Below are 17368 nucleotides of genomic sequence, written 5' to 3' on the forward strand. Positions count from 1 at the left end.
GTCTAATATTTGGTTATAGGATTGAGGGCATCAGATTCATTACATTTACAGCTCAGGTGCGAAAGTAAATGTAATGAATCTAAAAGAAATGGTGGGTATAGGTTTGCTTAAAACTTTAATTTAGCAGGCAGATATTTAGCAACCAGATCTTCATAATAAGGTTTTAGCGTTTTCCAGTCTGGTGGAACCGCACTTTTAGAATAAAGATCAAAAGGATTAAACAGATCTACCCATTTAAACATTTTTTTATCGTGGCTGGTCATCAGGTGTGCATAGGCATTTTCCCGGTGCTGAGGATAAAATGAATGATAACGAAGCATATACAAGGCTTGTTCCGGCAGATAGTCTTTCAATAAATGATACACATATTCATCATGTCCCCAGGTCATAGTTACGTTATCCAATCCACATCCGGGCTCATAAATCCCATATTTTGTATTGTATAGAGGATTTTTAAAATCAGGGTTATCTGCAAAAAATTCGGAGAAAACTATTTTATCGGAATAAGCGCAGCCTACAGGATAACTATCACCTACTACCGCCCATTGTGGTTCACCGAATAAACAAAGTACTTTTCCCATGTCATGAAAAAGCCCGGTCAGTACCATCCAGTCGGGATGTCCCTGGCTTCGGATCGCTTCACTGGTTTGTAATAAATGTTGCAGCTGGTCAAGGTCAGTATCCGGATCGGAGTCATCTACCAGTTGATTTAAAAAATCAAAGGCTTCCCAAACAGACATTTCCATTTGAGCAAACTTCAGATATTCCGCTCTTTTCTGTTGTACAAAATCATAAGTTTGGTTGAGATGCTGCAACCTGTAAAACTCTTTGACAGCTGCTTTTTCAGGTGTTTCATAATTTCTGAATGCAGCAGTGTCCTTTTCCTGAGCAATTGCTTTAGGGTCCGGATAGCGTTCCAACAAATCGTCTTCCCATTGATCGAGTGAATTTAACGGATTCTCCTGTGCTGAACTGGTTGCTTCTTTCATTTTACAAATTTTAAGATCCTGAAATCAATTAATCTGGTTGTTAAACCATTACCTTAATCAATATCCCGATTTATTTCCTTAATCTGACAGACATCCTGTTAATTATTTACGTTAACGATAAAGTAAATAATCGATTATTTTCTGTATTTTTTGGGTAAACCTGATCTCCTTATGGAAAACATAACCATCAAAGTACTGGCCGGCAGACTGAATTTATCAGCTACTACGATTTCGAAAGCCTTACAGGACAGCCATGAGATCAGCGAACCCACAAAAAAGCGGGTAAAAGCATTGGCAGCAGAACTTAACTACACACCAAATACCTATGCCAGGAGCTTAAGAACCCGAAAAAGCGAGACTATAGCGGTTGTCTTACCCGAAATTGCCGATCACTTTTTTGCGTTGGTGATCAACGGTATAGAAGCCGTAGCCAGGGAAAAAGGATACCACGTACTCATTTATTTAACGCACGAAGATTACAACAGGGAAAAAGAAATACTGGAATATATCAAAAAAGGAAGAATAGATGGATTATTGATATCTGTAACCAAAAATACGACAGCCACAGCACACATTGCGGTTATGGAGCAGGAGAATATTCCTGTTATATTTTTTGACAGGGTCATGGAGCAAATGCTGCTGCCAAAAGTCGTTACCAATGATTTTGAGAGCTGTTACCAGGCTACTCAGCATCTTTTGAATTGCGGTTGTAAAAAGATAAATGTCTGTACAATTTCCCCGGATCTGGAGATCAGCAAGCAAAGAATTCTGGGTTATCAAAAAGCAATGTCAGATCATCATATGTTATTTGAAGAGAATCAGATCCTCTTTTGTGACGATGATATTCAATGCTATGATCAAATTTATAAGAGCTTACAAGCTAAAAACAGGCCCGATGGTCTGCTGGCCATTGTAGATAAACTTACTTTACCTGTTTACCTGGCCTGTGAACAGTTAAACTTAAAAATCCCTCAAGACCTGAAAGTAATTAGTTTTTCAAATAATCCAACAGCAGGAATTTTGAACCCATCTTTAACTACTGTCTCCCAGCCTGCATTTTTGATTGGACAAACTGCGGCCACACTACTCCTCAATTCTCTTGATCCTAAAAACAATAAAGTTCAGCAGGATATTACGGTAATACCCTCTGAACTTATCATCAGAAACTCTACCGCTGATAAAAAACTATAAACCATTTGTTATTGATTACTGCCCCGTTAACCCCGGTTTAACCCGAAATAGTTTTTAGCATTAGAGTAACAGATATTGCTGATCATCTCTCCTACCCATTTTTCATCATCCGGTAACAGGCCTGCTTCCATCTCCGAGCCGAAAAGATTACACATAACTCTTCTGAAATATTCATGACGGGAGTAAGACAGAAAACTGCGTGAATCTGTCAGCATTCCAATAAATGTGCTCACCACTCCCATATTAGATAAAGCATTGAGCTGCTTCTCTATCCCGTCTTTCTGGTCTAAAAACCACCAGCCTGATCCAAATTGCATTTTCCCCCCGACCCTGCCGTCCGCAAAATTACCCAGCATGGTTGCAATCACCTCATTATCGGCAGGATTCAGGTTATAAACCACAGTTTGAGCTAACTGATCCGTTAAAGTCAGGTGACTTAAAAAAGCCGATAAATTCTCTGCATGTTTCTCATCCCCGATAGAATCAAAACCAGTATCAGGACCAAGCTTATGCAGCATCCCTTTATTATTATTGCGGATCGCACCGACATGAAATTGTTGTACCCAGCCCCTTTCATGATACATTTTGCAAAGCTCAGTTAAAATAAAACCAGCAAAAGCGTCAGGATCAGAAAACAATGCCTGATCAGATTTAAGGAATGTGCTGAACTCCTGCTCTTGTGCAGCAGTTAATGTAAAACGAGTTGGTAAAACACTTAGCCCATGATCTGAGATGGAACATTGTTGTAAAGCAAAGAAGTCAACTCTATTTTTTAACGCCTCTAAAAGAGAGTCTATACTGGTAATTTCAACTCCGGCTTTCTGGCCCAACAATTTAAGGTAGGCTTTAAATGTATCCGGCTCTCCGATCATAAAAACCTTATCCGGGCGGAATGAAGGTTTAACTTTAACCTCGTACCCTTCTTTGATTAATTGCTGGTGATGGTTTAAATCATCACAAGGATCATCTGTTGTACCTAACATCTCTACCTTGAAATTTTTCAGTAAACCACGGGCCGAGAATTTATCCTGAGCTAAAAGTTCGTTTGCCTGCTGATAAATCCGGTCTGAGGAATCCCCATTTAAATAGCTATGGATTCCGAATGGATTTTTAAGTTCCATATGTGTCCAGTGAAACAAAGGATTTCTTAAGGTGGCAGGAACAACCTGTGCCCAGGCTTTAAATTTCGCTGCATCACTGGCCTGTCCGGTAATCAGCGCCTCATCTACGCCCAATGCACGCATGGCTCTCCATTTATAATGGTCACCTTTTAGCCAGATATCGGTCAGGTTATCAAATTTCTTATCTTCTGCAATCTGCAGCGGAGATAAATGATTATGAAAATCAATTACTGGCAGATGCTTTGCATATTCATGATAAAGCAAAACTGCCTTTTTATTACTCAATAAAAAGTTATCAGTGATGATCGTACTTTCCGTCATATCAGCTAATTTTCGGTTAATATCTGGTTGTAATAGTTGTCTTGCTTGTCTTTGAATAGTTACAGATACCTATAATTTATGCAGGTATTCGTTAAATATCCCAAATTCAAGGCCTCTTAATTCTGCCAGGCCTTTTAAACGTCCGATTGCGGAATATCCGGGGTTAGTTTTTTTGCGTAAATCATCCAGCAGCTGATGACCATGATCCGGACGAACAGGAATACTGATTTGCCGCAGTTGCTGCTGATTAAAGATTTCTTTAACCACACTGTACATGTCCACATCACCGTCTAAATGGTTGTCTTCAAAGAAATCACCTTCCTCATTTCTTTTTGTACTCCTCAAATGAATAAAATTGATCCTTGCTGCAAATTCCCTGATCATCGCGGTAAGGTCATTATCTTCACGAACACCAAAGGAACCCGTGCAAAAACATAAGCCATTATTTAAAGAGGGTACTGCTGAAAATATTTTGCGCAAATGTTGTGCTGTGCTGACCACACGTGGCAATCCAAAAATTGCATAAGGCGGATCATCCGGATGCACAACCATTTTAATCCCGAGCTCATCGGCTACAGGCATAATTTCTGAAAGAAAATACACCAGGTGATTGCTCAGCTTCTGTTCATCTATTCCCTGGTATTGATCTAAAGCAGCTTGAAATTGTTCCAGCGTAAAGCTCTCTTCACTCCCGGGTAACCCAGCTATGATATTACGCTGTAACAGCGTCTTCTGTTGTTCATCAGCCTGATCAAACCATGCTTTTCCTTTGATGAGCTGCTGTTTAGTATAAGCAGCAGCAGCGTCCGGTCTTTTTAAAATAAAAACATCAAATGCACAGACTGCGGCTTTTTCAAATTTCAGGGCCCTGGCTCCGTTTGGCAATTCAAAAGCCAGATTGGTACGTGTCCAGTCCAGCACAGGCATAAAGTTATAAGTAACCGTATGGATGCCGCAGGCCGCCAGATTTTTTAAGGATTGTTTGTAATTATTAATATAGTATTCAAAGTTTTCAGCTTGTGTTTTAATGGCTTCATGTACAGGTAAACTCTCCACTACATCCCAATGTAAACCGGCATCTTCAATCAGCTGTTTATGTTTTTTAATCTCCCCTTCCTCCCAGACTACTCCATTTGGAATATGGTGCAAAGCACTGACAATACCAGTGCAGCCTGCCTGTAAAATATCAGCCAGGATAACCGGATCATTCGGGCCAAACCAGCGCATAGTCTGGGTCATTTTATAAATACCTGATTTTTCTGTTACCTTCATTATTCAAATTTTTTCAATAAAATTAGGCTAAAAAACCATCATTATACGGACGCAATTTATAAAAGGCCAAGGGCATATGATTCATATCATCTGTAACAAAAGCTGCTCAAACGGTTGTTTCTGCGTTTCAAACGTTTGAAATAATTCAGGTTTTACAGCCATTTAATGGCATTGCCCGGGTAACTCCATATCAGATTTATTTAATAATTAAAATAGAGCAGGCAAATTTTATTTCTTAGCACTCAGGCGATAAACCTGCTGATCCTGCATAGCAATATTTGATATTGTTTATTATCTTATATTTAGGCGATCGTTAACTAACCTAATGAGTACAAAAACGCCCGTAACCCTCAAACTTTTAGCTCAAAAGCTAAAAATATCTATATCTACAGTATCCAAAGCTCTTAACGACTACCCAACCATTAATGCCTATACCAAAGAGCGGGTAAAGCAAATGGCTGCCGAATTGCATTTCACACCCAATAAATCAGCGCTTAATTTACAGATCCAGAAATCTTATACGATTGGTATCATTTTACCAGACCTGATGGATCATTATTTTACCAGAAGCATTTTCGGGATTGAACAACATGCCCGCCAATATGGTTACAATGTAATTATCGGCCAGTCTTACGATGACTTGAAAAAGGAAGTTGATCTGGCTAATATGCTGCTGAAAAGCCGTATTGATGGTCTGATTATCGCCGTTTCTAAAAACACACAGCATTTTGATCATTTAGATATGTTTGAGAACCTTGGCCTGCCAATTATTTATTATGGCAGAAACCCGGGCTTTAATTTAAGTTGTCATAAAGTATTAAGTAATACTTATCAGGGATGTTATAAAGCCACCGATTTTTTAATCAAACGGGGACATCAAAGAGTTGCTTACCTGGGCGGCCCGAAAATGACCAGCTTTACGCATGATAGATTTAAGGGTTATATCAATGCCTTGAATGATAACCATATTCCTTTTGATGCCAGCCTGGTTGCTTATACAGATTTTGATAAGGAGAACACCAATCATGCAATTAAAGAGCTATTTTATCATAGTAAAAACCCACCTACTGCACTGGTAGCTTTTAAAGAGCAGATTCTATTTGATGCCATGAAATACCTGCGTGCCAACCTATATGAAAAAATGGAACAAACAGAATTCATTGGTTTCGGGAATATGCCATTTATCCGCTACCTGGACAATCCTCCGCTGGCTTCTATCGAAGAGAACCCTGAGTCGATGGGCGAAAATGCGATTAAACTACTTCTAAAGTTAATTGACCAGAAAACAGAAACAACCGGATACCAGGAAGTTATGGTAGACTGTGAACTGGTTCTGCATTCATAAAATCAGAATCTATCATTAATTCATCTCTTTTAATAACTCCATGACCTTCTCTCTGATCATTACAGCCTCTTCATATTTAATGAAATGCGCATCGGAGGTCATCATAAGATCAAGCTGCCCCCTAAAGGCAGATGCGAAGAAAGTAGATGGATTTCCAAAAGGGAATATGGTTACCGGCGAATACACATCCTGAACTTCTACCAGTCCATAGTTTTCCTGAATAGAAGAATTGCCCATATTCGAAAAAGTGAAATCATGGGCTCCTTTATCCACTTTAGCGTATTTAGCAAGCTTAGGCAGGAAAGTGGAAAGCCCTTCATCGAGCAGGAAAATCCTGTTCACGTTAGTTTTGCTGATTTTCAGGATCAGTTCCTCTTTAAGCAGGCGCACCTGATCCCAGAATTCAATATTACAGCCGCCTTTAAGCCCCAGTTCAATCATTGCAGGAAAAGCAAATAACATATCATTTTTAATTTCAGGGACGAATTTTCGCATATCTACTGCACAGTAGAGCTTTTTATGAGATTTGATAGTTCCAATAGTATCATATGCCTTTAGAAAAATAACACTTAATACCGCATGTAAAGAAACACCTTCTTTCCTGCACTTGCTCAGTATGGCAGCAGATTCTTCCTCGTTTATTCTCCAATGCAGCAAATAAGGTTTTACCCTTTTGATCTCCTTTTTCGAAGCTGCTGCCAGCAACATCAGTCCGGACAATTTTTTAACCAGGGAAACCATCAATAGATTTTTCCTGCTTTTTTTTACCTGGTCGGGAATAAAATCATATAAAGAACTGAATGAATGATAGGTACCAATATCAATGTGCGGTTCGGCCAGTAAACGCAATGTTTCATCCAGAAGATTCAGGATAGCCCTTCCATCACAGATACAATGATGACAAACCATAATCAAATTTGAAGCTTCGGCAGACTTTAAATAAACAACACGCATTAATGGCCCGTTTTTCGTATCAAATGGGGTCAGACATTCAACAGAGGTTTGCTTTTCCCAATCCTCATTGGTATAGCGGTTAGCAGTCCGGACAGGTATTTGTCCTATGTTTTCGTTCGTTATAAAATAAGGAATCCCGGTTGAATCCTCCCGGACATTGACATTCAGCAGCGGATGTCTGGCCTGCACTTTTGATAGCGCATGCTGTAAGTTTCCAGCATCAATACTACCTTTAATTTTTACTGCAACAACTGCATTTACCGCCGTCTGTCCGTCACCATACATGGTTCCTTCCACTAACGTTAGCTTTCTTTTCATAAATTATTCATACCTGGTTGCCATAAAAATACCAGATCTGAACTCAGATTATCAAGCGTAAAAACACGTAATAATCAAGCTAACTAACTAAGTAAAAACACGATAGATAACCGCTTATTTAATTTAAATTCCCCGTTATACAATTAATTTACTAGATTGTATCTGTTTTAATTTTTCAATTAAAACATCATTTTAACCCAAATTAACCCCTTAACCAGATTAAATGAAATTTCAATTATTACTTCTTGCCGGGCTCACCTGCCTGGCTGCCTGCACAGACAAAGTTCCATCTTCAACTGAATTAACAAATCAATCTATTGCAGGTACCTGGAAACTGGTTTCCAGTAAAGTTACCAGAGGTGCAAAAACAGAGGTCACCTACCCCGTAAAAGGACAGGAAATGATTAAATTATTCAATGGGACACATTTTGCTTTTTTCAAACATGACCTGGCAAAAGGTGCCGTACCTGTTCCTGTTTACGATGCTGGTGCAGGAACTTTTTCTCTTAAAGGTGATCAATACCAGGAACATTTAGCGTATTGTAACTACCGGGAATGGGAAAACAGAGATTTCAAATTCACACTGACTTTAAAGAATGATACTATCACACAAAAAGGTATAGAGAAAATTGATAGTTTGAATATCAATCAGGAAATCGTTGAAATTTATGCTAAAATAAAATAAGCGAGCAGCTGTTTTCGCTTTAAGCAGGCTGCCTTTTACATTTCCCGACAGTAAAGCTGATTAAATAACTAAAAATCAGTATACATAATTTTCCTATGTATGTAAGAAAATTATATATTTGCTTTATGAGTACAGCAAACGGAATGTTAAAAGGCAGCCTGCAAACTATCATTTTAAAACTTCTACAGGAAAATGAGAAGATGTATGGTTATGAGATTACCCAGAAAGTGAAGGAAATCACCAGTGGAGAAATTAAACTAACAGAAGGTGCCATGTATCCCAGCCTGCATAAAATGGAAGCTGACGGTATGTTAAGCACCAGTACAGAATTAGTGGACAACAGAGTCCGCAAGTATTATGCGCTGACCACCGCAGGCAAAAAAGAAGTAGAAAACAAACTTCAGGAAGCCGAGAGTTTTATTGGGAATCTGCAATTGCTGCTTAACCTCAAATCTAAACTCTCATGAAACTAACCGCACAGCAGCATTTAGAAATACGGCAGCATCTCCTGGGTTTATCGCTCACTGAAGATATGCTTGACGAATTATATGATCACCTCATTACTTCTCTGGAACAGAAACCGGCTTCTGCTAAATTCAATATGACTGAAGTGCGTGAATTGATCGGTACAGAATTCAACGAGCTGATTAATACGCCTGAAGAAAAAAAGAAATATCGCCTGATCAATACAGTTGCCGGTTTTGTGCTTTTTAGCATTGCCCTGCTTACCTACTGGCTGACGATGGAGCCGACCGCAAGTTTCTATGATTGCGGAGAATTTATTGCAACCGCCAATAAATTACAAGTTGGACACCAGCCCGGCGCACCGCTTTTTTTGATGATTGGAAAAATGTTCAGTCTGCTGGCGATGGGTAATCCTGCAAAAATCGCCTACTGGATTAATTTTAGTGCTGTGATTGCCAGTGCAGCCACTATTATGTTTCTTTTCTGGACGATCACGGCACTAGCTTCCAAAATTTACAGGAAAGAGAGAGTTGGCAGCAAAACCTACAGTATTATTGCTGCCGGAGCGATAGGTGCACTTGCTTATACCTTCTCTGATACCTTTTGGTTTTCAGCCGTAGAATCAGAAGTTTATGCGCTCTCCTCTTTGTTCACCGCAGTTACTTTCTGGGCCATGCTGAGATGGGAAAATGAAACTGATAACCGCTGGCTGATTTTCATTTCCTTTATTGTGGGTCTTTCTATTGGTGTTCATCTTTTAAGTTTATTGACCATACCTGCCGTAACCCTCGTTTATTACTTTAAAAAAGCAGAGAAACCTGGAATCCTGGGTACAATGAAAGCCTTTTTAACCGGTTGTTTGATTGTAGGGATTGTTCAGTTTGTACTGATCCAGTACTTTGTGCTGTTTGCAGCAGAAGCCGACCTTCTTTTTGTAAATACTCTGGGGCTTTTCTTTGGCTCAGGCGCTATATGTTTCATTTTACTCTTTGCAGCAATTTTATATGCCGCGATAAATTACTCGGTACGCAGACATCAATATAACCTGAATATGGCGCTGCTTTGTTTAGTATTTGTTCTTTTTGGCTTTAGCTCCTACCTGATGATTTTGATCAGAGCAGATGCAAAAACCAATATCAACCTGAGCAATCCGGATATGCCGTTTTCTCTCTATGATTACCTGGGACGTACAAATTATGGATCTGCTCCCTTAATTTACGGGAATACCTTTGATGCTAAAGTAGTAGAGAATAAAGAAACCGGGAATACCTACCGTAAAGGAGCTTCAAAATACGAAATATCCGGAAAAACCTACAAAACCACTTATGATAAAAACATCCTCTTTCCAAGAACTTTCAGTCAGAAAGCCGGACACGATAAATATTATCAGCAATGGCTAAACCTCAATGAAGGACAAACGCCAACCTTTACCCAGAATTTGAGCTTTTTTACCTCCTGGCAATTGGGGTTTATGTACTGGCGTTACTTTTTATGGAATTTTGCAGGAAGACAAAACGATGTTCAGGGCGTTGGAAATGTACAAGATGGCAACTGGATCACGGGTATCAAAGTACTCGATAGCCTGCGTTTAGGCAGCCAGTCTGATCTCCCTACATCCATCACCACCAATGCCGGGCATAACGTATACTATGGATTCCCGTTAATGATGGGAATTGCCGGGCTGATCTGGCTTTACCGCAGAAATAAAACCGATGGAATAGTGGTAATCACCTTATTTTTCTTTACTGGTATAGCGATTATTCTCTACCTTAATCAAGATCCGTTGCAGCCAAGAGAAAGGGATTATGCCTATGCCGGGTCTTTTTATGCCTTTGCCATTTGTATTGGCTTTGGTGTACTCGCACTGAAAGAACTTTTATCAAAAATCGCACACCAGAGGTTAAGCCTGATCATCGCTGCAGTGACATGTTTACTGGCCGCACCTGTATTAATGGGTGTTCAGGGATGGGATGATCATGACCGGTCTCATAAAAACACGGCAACAGACTGGGCGAAGAATTATCTAAACTCCTGTGCCCCCAATGCAATTCTTTTCACGAATGCTGACAATGATACTTTCCCGCTTTGGTATGCACAAGAGGTAGAAGGCTTCAGAACAGATGTACGTGTAATTTGCATGCAGTTTTTGCCCGATGCTTCTTTCATTAATCAATTGAAGAAGCAAATGAATAAATCGGCGCCATTACCTATCACCATGGCCGAAGAAAAGTATGTTTCTGGTGTCAGAGATTATCTGCCTTATGTAGATTACGGATTAACTGATAGTGTAGAGCTGAAGGATCTGTTTGCAGTAATGACTTCCGAAAACAAAGAAGACCAGGTACAGATGACCGATGGTACATTTATGAATTTTCTGCCCACTAAAAAATTAAAACTAACTATAGATCCTGAACAATTGGTTAAAACACATACCATTACCCCTGCTCAAAAGGCAGAGGTAAGTAAAACAATGGAGTGGAACTTTAATAAATCTTATGCCAGTAAAGGTGATTTAGCATTATTTGATATTCTTATTCATAACAATTGGGAACGCCCGGTATATTTTGCGACCTCCGTATCACAAGATACTTATATTGGCCTTGATCAATATCTTTACCTGGAAGGATATGCTTACCGTTTACTTCCTTTTAAAACCGCAGCAGAGGATAGCAGGGATAAAAGCGAGAAAACCAATTCTGATGTGATGTACACAAATGTGATGAACAAAATAGATTACACCGCATTCCATAAGGCTTCTTACCTGGATCAGGAATCTAAAAGGATCGTATTTTCGACCTGGGGCTTTAACAATACACTCGCCAGCAATCTGATTATGGAAGGAAAATCTGCAAAGGCCGCACATTTAATGCAGAAATGTCTCAGAGACTTACCACTCACCAATTATTCGGTGAGAGATACGGTGAACAGGATCAGTACCATTCAGAATTTATATGCGCTGAACCGGATTAAAGAGGCCAATCAGCTCACTAAAGAAACAGCTGGTTTTCTTGCTCAGGAGTTCAGTTATGTTTGTACACTTGCACCCGAATTTCAGCAGGCTTATCTGCAGGACACAAGATTGAGCTTATCTGTTTTACATCAGCTTGATCAGTTGACAGCTGGTTATAAACAGCAGGAATTAAACCGTGTTATTAAAAATGCATTTGATCAGATGATAGATAAATCAGGCATCAGAAGGAGCTGATAGCTAGCTGAACTATCCAGTATGTATAATTGCTCGTAGTTGAGAGGGGGTTGAAAGGGCCAATGGCCCTTTCAACCCCCTCTCAACTACGAGCAGAATACGATCAACGGATTTATAGTAAAAATTGGTCATCAAAACAGCAGAATGCTGTTAAAATTCTGATATCGCCAGTTCAGGTTCTTCTGTTTTAGCTACAGCAACTGGTTTATTTTTAGCCAGCTGGTTCACTCTGTACATTAAAAATATGCTGATCAATGTGACTACTACAACCACATAGCCAACTATATTATAATGTTCTATAGGACTGAATTTTGTTTGCTGAACAACAATCATACCTGAAGCCGCTGCAGCTATACCGCCTGCAATTTGCTGCATAGAAGAGTTAATACTCATAAATGCCCCCCTGTCTTCCATATCAGGAATTGCGCTTGTTAAAGCAGAAGAAGGAACCATCCGGCTCATAATTCCAATCATCATCAAAACGTTAAGGCCAATCACTATCCAGAATGGTGTTGCCTGCAAATTAGTATAGGCCACACAAATCAGTATAGTCCAGATAGAAGCAATACTGAAAATCCTGAATTTACTGACCGTATCACTTAATTTCCCAATTAAAGGCATGATGATCAATGAACTTACTCCGGAAACCATAAATAATACGGGCAGTTCCTCAGCTGTAACATGCAGGTTATTAACCGCAAATACGCTTCCAAATGGCATCATCATGAAACCACCTATTGACAGTGCAGCCGTTGCGGCAAAACCAATCCTGTAATTTTTCCTGGACACGGTATGCCAGAGATGCCTGAATGCAGAACGGTCATGCTGCAAACCCAGATGCTTGTTGATTGGCTTTAAAACCATCACAATTAAAACAGCAATGAGTATTGCAACTGCCGCAACCATCACAAAAGGAGATTCCCACCCCCATTTGTTAGCTATATACAAGCCTATCGGGATCCCCAGTACCTGGCTCGCACCAAAGCCCATTTGTATAAAACCCATTACTCTTCCTCTTTGCTTCAAACTAAAAAGGTCCGTAATAATGGCCATAGCAATAGAACTGATTACCCCGCCAAATAAACCAGTAATAATACGAGCAGCGACCAGCAATTCAAAAGAATTGGCCAAACTGCATAAAAAGGTTCCAACGATGAAACCGCTGTAAAAAAATAAAAGCAGTTTTTTACGATCAAAGCGGTCTGCAAATCCCGCAGTTAATAAACCAGATATACCTGCGCTGAAAGCATAAGCAGAAACTGCAATCCCGAAAGAGGAAGGCTTCATACTTAAAGACTTGATCAGCATATCGCCCAAAGGGGACATGACCATAAAGTCAAGTATAACAGTAAATTGAGTCATTGCTAAAATAAAGATGACGATCTTCTGATAGCCGGAAAAAGGTGTGGTTCCTTTGGTTTCCATAAACTTAAGTTAATTCACAACAATGGTAGCCGCAATTCTGGACCATTTCGATAACCTGGTCATGTTTTAGGGTATAGGAGACAATCCTTAAAACGAAATCCTCATCATCGAGATCTACGTTCCATTGTTCAATATTCTTGTCTTTGTCCAATAAGGGCTGTAAAGCCTGTTTATCCTCTTCAGATTTTATATCTGTTCTAAAAAGCAGGATATGATTGAAATTTTCCATTTTTTGTCATTCTTGATTCTGTTTAAATACATTAGTAAAATCATTGATATTTATTTTCTTAATCCTTTGACTACTAAATCAAACGCCTCCCATAACATCTCATCAGTCATTTTGAATGGTTTACCACCCAGGCTTTGCCCTTCATTGTTAAACTTGATTAAAGCGTAAAGAGGTGCAAAGGCCACTGACCAGTAAACCTCGAAAGGCATTTCCCGGACTTCTCCCCGAGAGACAATATTGTCATTGAATCTTTGAAGTGGAGCTAAGGCACCTTTCATTAAAGTAGAAAGAAACTGATCCTGATAAACAGAGGCTCTCAACTGCTCATTAAATTTGCTCAGTGTTGGGTTATTGATCAGATCACGATACCTGTTTTCCCACTGCTGACGTAATCCATCTTCAAAAGAGGCCTCCGCATCAAAGTTGTGAAGCATGGTATTGGCCAGCATCTTACCATGCTCCACTGCAAGCTGCGAAAGAAGATCATCCTTGTCCTTGTAATAAATATAAAGTGTGGCTACGGAAATGCCACAAGCTTTGGCGAGCTTATTCATACTAAAACTTTCAAAACCACCTTGTGCTATAGTTTCTACAGCAATTTTTTTTACCAGGTTCTCTTTCTCTATATCTCTTGCGCGCATAATTATCAAATGATTAAACAAATATAAGTGAATATTCATTCATTAATGAAATAATAAATTTCAATCTTCAGAACAAACAGATTTCAGCAGATAAATTAATGGTTTATAACAGGCCAGAACCTATTTGAGCCGCTCCTTCGGGAAGCAGCGGAAATAGGCGCAGAAGAATAGCTTAAACATAAAAAGGGTGTGTATTTAAAAATACACACCCTTTTTATGTTTAAGTTAGCTTTTCAGCTTATAACTTGAAACCGTAAGCGATACGCAATGCGATCTGTCCTACGCTTTTGTTGTCATAGTTGTTTGCATAACGTAATGCATCACCTTTACCTGTATTTTCATACTTTAAACCTAAGTCTAAACCGTTACTCCATGAGTAACCCAGAGTTGGCGCATAAAGGAAAGTTGTTTTTGAATCTTTAGATACTCCAAAAGCAGCACCTACTTCACCCATTGCATAGATACCTGAACCTGTTGGATCAAAGAAATACTTTAAACCAGTTTTTACAGGAATGTAAGCATAGTCAGGAACTTCAATGTTATTAACAGCACCAACACTATATACACGGTCTTTTGCAAAATAGTGGTTATAACCTGTTGCAATTGGAATAGATAGTTGCTTAGTTACATCAAATTGTGCACGTACATCGATACCAGCAGCAACACTATAATTGTTATTGGTAGGGACACCGATATTTGCACCAATACCTATTTTTTGAGCACTAACATTAGTTGTAAAGAATATTGCCACGACAGCTGCTGCCGAAGCAAGGAATTTAGTAGAAACTTTCATTTTATTATATTTATTCATGTGTTTTGACGATTGACAATTTTTATCAATCTTTCATGGACTAAATACAAAATGCATGCCACTACAGCAATCCGGCGATCAGTCCGGCTATAAAACAAGCATGAAACCTGAATAGATGGCATTTTTCAAAGCAGGCAGATCTTCGGTAAAAATCAGAAATTTCAAATCCTGCACAGGCAGGCAAAAGATACTTGATCAGCTTCTGTAACAGCTGCTTACCGTTTGAATGATTCTTTATATAATTTAATAACTTCCTGTGTTAACTGAGCGGTGCTTCTGGAAGAATCAAGCCAGTTTATCATAATACCGTCTTTTTCCATTTTTCTGAAAAAAGTCATTTGCCTCTTTGCAAATTGACGGATTGCGATGTACAATTTCTCCTTTAATTCTGGTAAAGTGAGCTTATTTTGGAGATACTCAGTGATAAATTTATACTCCAAACCATAAAAGATCAGTTTTTCAGCACTTACACCCCGCGCTAAAAGCCCTTCTACTTCTGCTATCAATCCATTATCAAAACGCTCATTCAGTCTTTGATAAATTCTTTCGCGGCGGGAATCAACTTCTCCACCCAAACCAATGACCAGGGGGTTCAATAAAGGGCGATTTTCTGCTGCCAGGGTATGCTGCTGTAAATAGGCTGCAATTTCAATGGCTCTAACCAGCCGCTTGGCAGAAGAAAGATCTGCATGGGCTGTTAATGCAGCCGGATAACCAGCCAATACTTTACGCAGTGCGTCAATATCAAACGCAGAAAGACTTGTCCGCAATTCTTCGTTTACCGGAACTGCTGTGTACTGGTGGTTTTGCAGGATACTATGCATATACATTCCTGTCCCGCCACACAATACCGGAACTTTATGCTGCTGGTTAAGGTGTTCAAATATTTGATAGAAATCATCCTTAAATGAATTCACATTATAACTTTCCCCGGCTTCCCTGATATTGATCAGATGATATGGAATAAGCTTTTCACCGATCTGGTATTCGTGCAGATCCTTTCCTGTTCCAAGATCCATATCTTTAAATACCTGTCTGCTGTCTGCACTGATAATCTCTCCGTCCAATATATCGGCAACACTAACCGCAAGTTTAGTTTTCCCTGAAGCTGTTGGGCCAAGTATAATTAAAAGTGGATTTTTCTCTAATTGCATAGTATGATATATTTCAGGTTTCCCATATTAAAAACACGGCTATAGTTTAAGGAATTTAAATAGGTGATTTTCTCTGTTTCTGCTAAATGAGCAGCAGCAATCCTGATATTTTCTGGCAAACGATGAGGAAAATAACGGATATTGTTAACCTGATCCAGCCATATTTCTGCCGGAGGGATTTGCCCGGCCAATTCAAAGCCCAGTTTCGTATAACCTTTACCATAAGACCAGTCCAGGTCTGCATAGGTCATCACATCACTGGGAAGAATAGTTTTGATTAAATGTTTAATTAGCTTGCTTAGTCCGCCTTGTACTGTAAATCCATCAGCCGTAGCAAACCTGATCAGTTCAACAGAAGTATAGTCAGCTTGTTTTCTGGTCATTTTCCGTTTACCACTAAAAGTAGCCACAGCAATAAACTGACCAGCAAAAACCAAAGCGTACCGATGCCTTGCCTTAGCTGATCCCTGGAGGTGATTCTTTTTTAAAAACACATCAGCCTCTGGCTGAGTGATACTTACCACAAGAGTTTTTCTGCCGTGAATCCGTTGGTTTTTTCCCAGTAATGCACTAATACGGCTTAAAACCTGTGCTGGCCTGGTATACCAGATATCTTCCCAAAGCTGAATCAGCTGTTTAGCTGAACCTGTATATTTCTGCTGTAATAGTAAGGTTTCTGCTGAACCAGGATGAGCTTTTATACTTAACAGGTTAAGATACAAGGCATCATTATCCCGGAACTTCAATAAAAGAAAAGAGTCAGAAGTATAAAGTTCTGACTCAATGCCAATATCCAGTAACGCTTGTTTAAGCTCTTCTTGCCAGCTTATTTTTGGTTTACTCACTCGTATTTTTTATTTATAATCCCTTATACCCATTCCTGTTCTTTGAATATTTTATAACCGGCGGCAACTTTATCTTCTATTAAATTCAAAGTTACTTCATCCAGCTCTTTAATATACATGGTACGCTCATGCTGAGGAACAGAATCAGGCAGGAGATCAAAAGCAACATGGTCATCTTTAATCTCTATACTGAGAAAAAACACACCTGCTTTCCCCTCTCCATCCTTTCCGGCAGGCGCAGCAGCCCAAAGATCGTATTTCTGATCACTATTCGTCCCATCATTGAAACCTAAAGTAGTATAAGGTTGTAAAGTTGCCCTGATTGTTTGAAAAATTTCTATAAGATCGGTTTTCATAGCTTTAATATTTTGAATTCACAGGTATAACAAGCATTAAA

At 39.3% G+C, this 17368-nt stretch carries 16 protein-coding genes; 5 read left to right on the forward strand and 11 right to left on the reverse strand.

Annotated features, from left to right (window positions below; genetic code table 11):
• Window positions 1–107: 107 nt before the first annotated feature.
• A complete protein-coding gene (locus AB3G38_RS07870; RefSeq protein WP_367867944.1) occupies window positions 108–989 on the reverse strand; it encodes an inositol oxygenase family protein in 882 nt (293 codons plus the stop codon).
• Between the two features lie 171 nt (window positions 990–1160).
• Between AB3G38_RS07870 and AB3G38_RS07875 the strand changes: the two genes are divergently transcribed.
• Window positions 1161–2180 (forward strand): LacI family DNA-binding transcriptional regulator, encoded by a 1020-nt coding sequence (locus AB3G38_RS07875; protein ID WP_367867945.1) that lies wholly within the window; start codon window positions 1161–1163, stop codon window positions 2178–2180.
• A 26-nt stretch (window positions 2181–2206) separates the two neighbouring features.
• Here the strand turns inward: AB3G38_RS07875 and uxaC are convergent, their stop codons facing one another.
• Together uxaC and uxuA are read right to left on the reverse strand one after the other, a co-directional pair.
• Entirely contained in the window at window positions 2207–3622 is a 1416-nt protein-coding gene (uxaC, locus tag AB3G38_RS07880) for a glucuronate isomerase (protein WP_367867946.1), read from the reverse strand.
• Window positions 3623–3691: 69 nt separating this feature from the next.
• On the reverse strand, window positions 3692–4894 hold the full coding sequence (uxuA, locus tag AB3G38_RS07885; RefSeq protein WP_367867947.1) for a mannonate dehydratase: 1203 nt from the start codon (window positions 4892–4894) through the stop codon (window positions 3692–3694).
• Window positions 4895–5219: 325 nt separating this feature from the next.
• On the opposite strand from uxuA, the gene AB3G38_RS07890 reads away from it, so the two are divergent.
• Window positions 5220–6239 carry a LacI family DNA-binding transcriptional regulator gene (locus tag AB3G38_RS07890; RefSeq protein WP_367867948.1) on the forward strand — a complete coding sequence of 340 codons (1020 nt, stop codon included), beginning with the start codon at window positions 5220–5222 and terminating at the stop codon, window positions 6237–6239.
• Window positions 6240–6254: 15 nt separating this feature from the next.
• Here AB3G38_RS07890 and AB3G38_RS07895 read toward each other — a convergent pair whose 3' ends face one another.
• Complete coding sequence (locus AB3G38_RS07895) at window positions 6255–7511, reverse strand: condensation domain-containing protein (protein WP_367867949.1); 1257 nt, start codon at window positions 7509–7511, stop codon at window positions 6255–6257.
• 223 nt (window positions 7512–7734) lie between these two features.
• Between AB3G38_RS07895 and AB3G38_RS07900 the strand changes: the two genes are divergently transcribed.
• The 3 genes from AB3G38_RS07900 (at window position 7735) to AB3G38_RS07910 (ending at window position 11866) form a co-directional block, all read left to right on the forward strand.
• Window positions 7735–8196: a hypothetical protein gene (locus tag AB3G38_RS07900; RefSeq protein ID WP_367867950.1), complete on the forward strand. Its 462-nt coding sequence runs from the start codon at window positions 7735–7737 to the stop codon at window positions 8194–8196.
• Window positions 8197–8321: 125 nt separating this feature from the next.
• On the forward strand, window positions 8322–8663 hold the full coding sequence (locus AB3G38_RS07905; RefSeq protein WP_183866699.1) for a PadR family transcriptional regulator: 342 nt from the start codon (window positions 8322–8324) through the stop codon (window positions 8661–8663).
• Complete coding sequence (locus AB3G38_RS07910; protein WP_367867951.1) at window positions 8660–11866, forward strand: DUF2723 domain-containing protein; 3207 nt, start codon at window positions 8660–8662, stop codon at window positions 11864–11866. The genes AB3G38_RS07905 and AB3G38_RS07910 overlap by 4 nt, the downstream gene beginning before the upstream one ends.
• A gap of 150 nt (window positions 11867–12016) precedes the next feature.
• Here the strand turns inward: AB3G38_RS07910 and AB3G38_RS07915 are convergent, their stop codons facing one another.
• The 7 genes from AB3G38_RS07915 to AB3G38_RS07945 all read right to left on the reverse strand — a co-directional run bounded on the left by AB3G38_RS07915 (window position 12017) and on the right by AB3G38_RS07945 (window position 17327).
• Complete coding sequence (locus AB3G38_RS07915) at window positions 12017–13291, reverse strand: MFS transporter (RefSeq protein WP_367867952.1); 1275 nt, start codon at window positions 13289–13291, stop codon at window positions 12017–12019.
• A 4-nt stretch (window positions 13292–13295) separates the two neighbouring features.
• Entirely contained in the window at window positions 13296–13520 is a 225-nt protein-coding gene (locus AB3G38_RS07920) for a hypothetical protein (protein ID WP_367867953.1), read from the reverse strand.
• A gap of 50 nt (window positions 13521–13570) precedes the next feature.
• Window positions 13571–14161 carry a TetR/AcrR family transcriptional regulator gene (locus tag AB3G38_RS07925; RefSeq protein ID WP_367867954.1) on the reverse strand — a complete coding sequence of 197 codons (591 nt, stop codon included), beginning with the start codon at window positions 14159–14161 and terminating at the stop codon, window positions 13571–13573.
• Window positions 14162–14399: 238 nt separating this feature from the next.
• Window positions 14400–14954 (reverse strand): hypothetical protein, encoded by a 555-nt coding sequence (locus tag AB3G38_RS07930; RefSeq protein WP_367867955.1) that lies wholly within the window; start codon window positions 14952–14954, stop codon window positions 14400–14402.
• Between the two features lie 233 nt (window positions 14955–15187).
• A complete protein-coding gene (miaA, locus tag AB3G38_RS07935) occupies window positions 15188–16126 on the reverse strand; it encodes a tRNA (adenosine(37)-N6)-dimethylallyltransferase MiaA (protein WP_367867956.1) in 939 nt (312 codons plus the stop codon).
• Window positions 16117–16971: a hypothetical protein gene (locus AB3G38_RS07940; RefSeq protein WP_367867957.1), complete on the reverse strand. Its 855-nt coding sequence runs from the start codon at window positions 16969–16971 to the stop codon at window positions 16117–16119. Before AB3G38_RS07940 ends, miaA begins: the two co-directional genes overlap by 10 nt.
• A gap of 23 nt (window positions 16972–16994) precedes the next feature.
• The gene (locus AB3G38_RS07945; protein WP_367867958.1) at window positions 16995–17327 is read right to left on the reverse strand and encodes a hypothetical protein; all 333 of its coding nucleotides are present in this window, start codon (window positions 17325–17327) and stop codon (window positions 16995–16997) included.
• Window positions 17328–17368: the final 41 nt, after the last annotated feature.

Origin of the sequence: Pedobacter sp. WC2423 (assembly GCF_040822065.1) — a bacterium.
GTDB lineage: Bacteria > Bacteroidota > Bacteroidia > Sphingobacteriales > Sphingobacteriaceae > Pedobacter.

Bases quoted from the DNA above. Each gene is read 5' to 3' on its own strand.
- AB3G38_RS07870 (WP_367867944.1), bottom strand. From the start codon at position 989: ATGAAAGAAGCAACCAGTTCAGCACAGGAGAATCCGTTAAATTCACTC.
- AB3G38_RS07875 (WP_367867945.1), top strand. From the start codon at position 1,161: ATGGAAAACATAACCATCAAAGTACTGGCCGGCAGACTGAATTTATCA.
- uxaC (WP_367867946.1), bottom strand. From the start codon at position 3,622: ATGACGGAAAGTACGATCATCACTGATAACTTTTTATTGAGTAATAAA.
- uxuA (WP_367867947.1), bottom strand. From the start codon at position 4,894: ATGAAGGTAACAGAAAAATCAGGTATTTATAAAATGACCCAGACTATG.
- AB3G38_RS07890 (WP_367867948.1), top strand. From the start codon at position 5,220: ATGAGTACAAAAACGCCCGTAACCCTCAAACTTTTAGCTCAAAAGCTA.
- AB3G38_RS07895 (WP_367867949.1), bottom strand. From the start codon at position 7,511: ATGAAAAGAAAGCTAACGTTAGTGGAAGGAACCATGTATGGTGACGGA.
- AB3G38_RS07900 (WP_367867950.1), top strand. From the start codon at position 7,735: ATGAAATTTCAATTATTACTTCTTGCCGGGCTCACCTGCCTGGCTGCC.
- AB3G38_RS07905 (WP_183866699.1), top strand. From the start codon at position 8,322: ATGAGTACAGCAAACGGAATGTTAAAAGGCAGCCTGCAAACTATCATT.
- AB3G38_RS07910 (WP_367867951.1), top strand. From the start codon at position 8,660: ATGAAACTAACCGCACAGCAGCATTTAGAAATACGGCAGCATCTCCTG.
- AB3G38_RS07915 (WP_367867952.1), bottom strand. From the start codon at position 13,291: ATGGAAACCAAAGGAACCACACCTTTTTCCGGCTATCAGAAGATCGTC.
- AB3G38_RS07920 (WP_367867953.1), bottom strand. From the start codon at position 13,520: ATGGAAAATTTCAATCATATCCTGCTTTTTAGAACAGATATAAAATCT.
- AB3G38_RS07925 (WP_367867954.1), bottom strand. From the start codon at position 14,161: ATGCGCGCAAGAGATATAGAGAAAGAGAACCTGGTAAAAAAAATTGCT.
- AB3G38_RS07930 (WP_367867955.1), bottom strand. From the start codon at position 14,954: ATGAAAGTTTCTACTAAATTCCTTGCTTCGGCAGCAGCTGTCGTGGCA.
- miaA (WP_367867956.1), bottom strand. From the start codon at position 16,126: ATGCAATTAGAGAAAAATCCACTTTTAATTATACTTGGCCCAACAGCT.
- AB3G38_RS07945 (WP_367867958.1), bottom strand. From the start codon at position 17,327: ATGAAAACCGATCTTATAGAAATTTTTCAAACAATCAGGGCAACTTTA.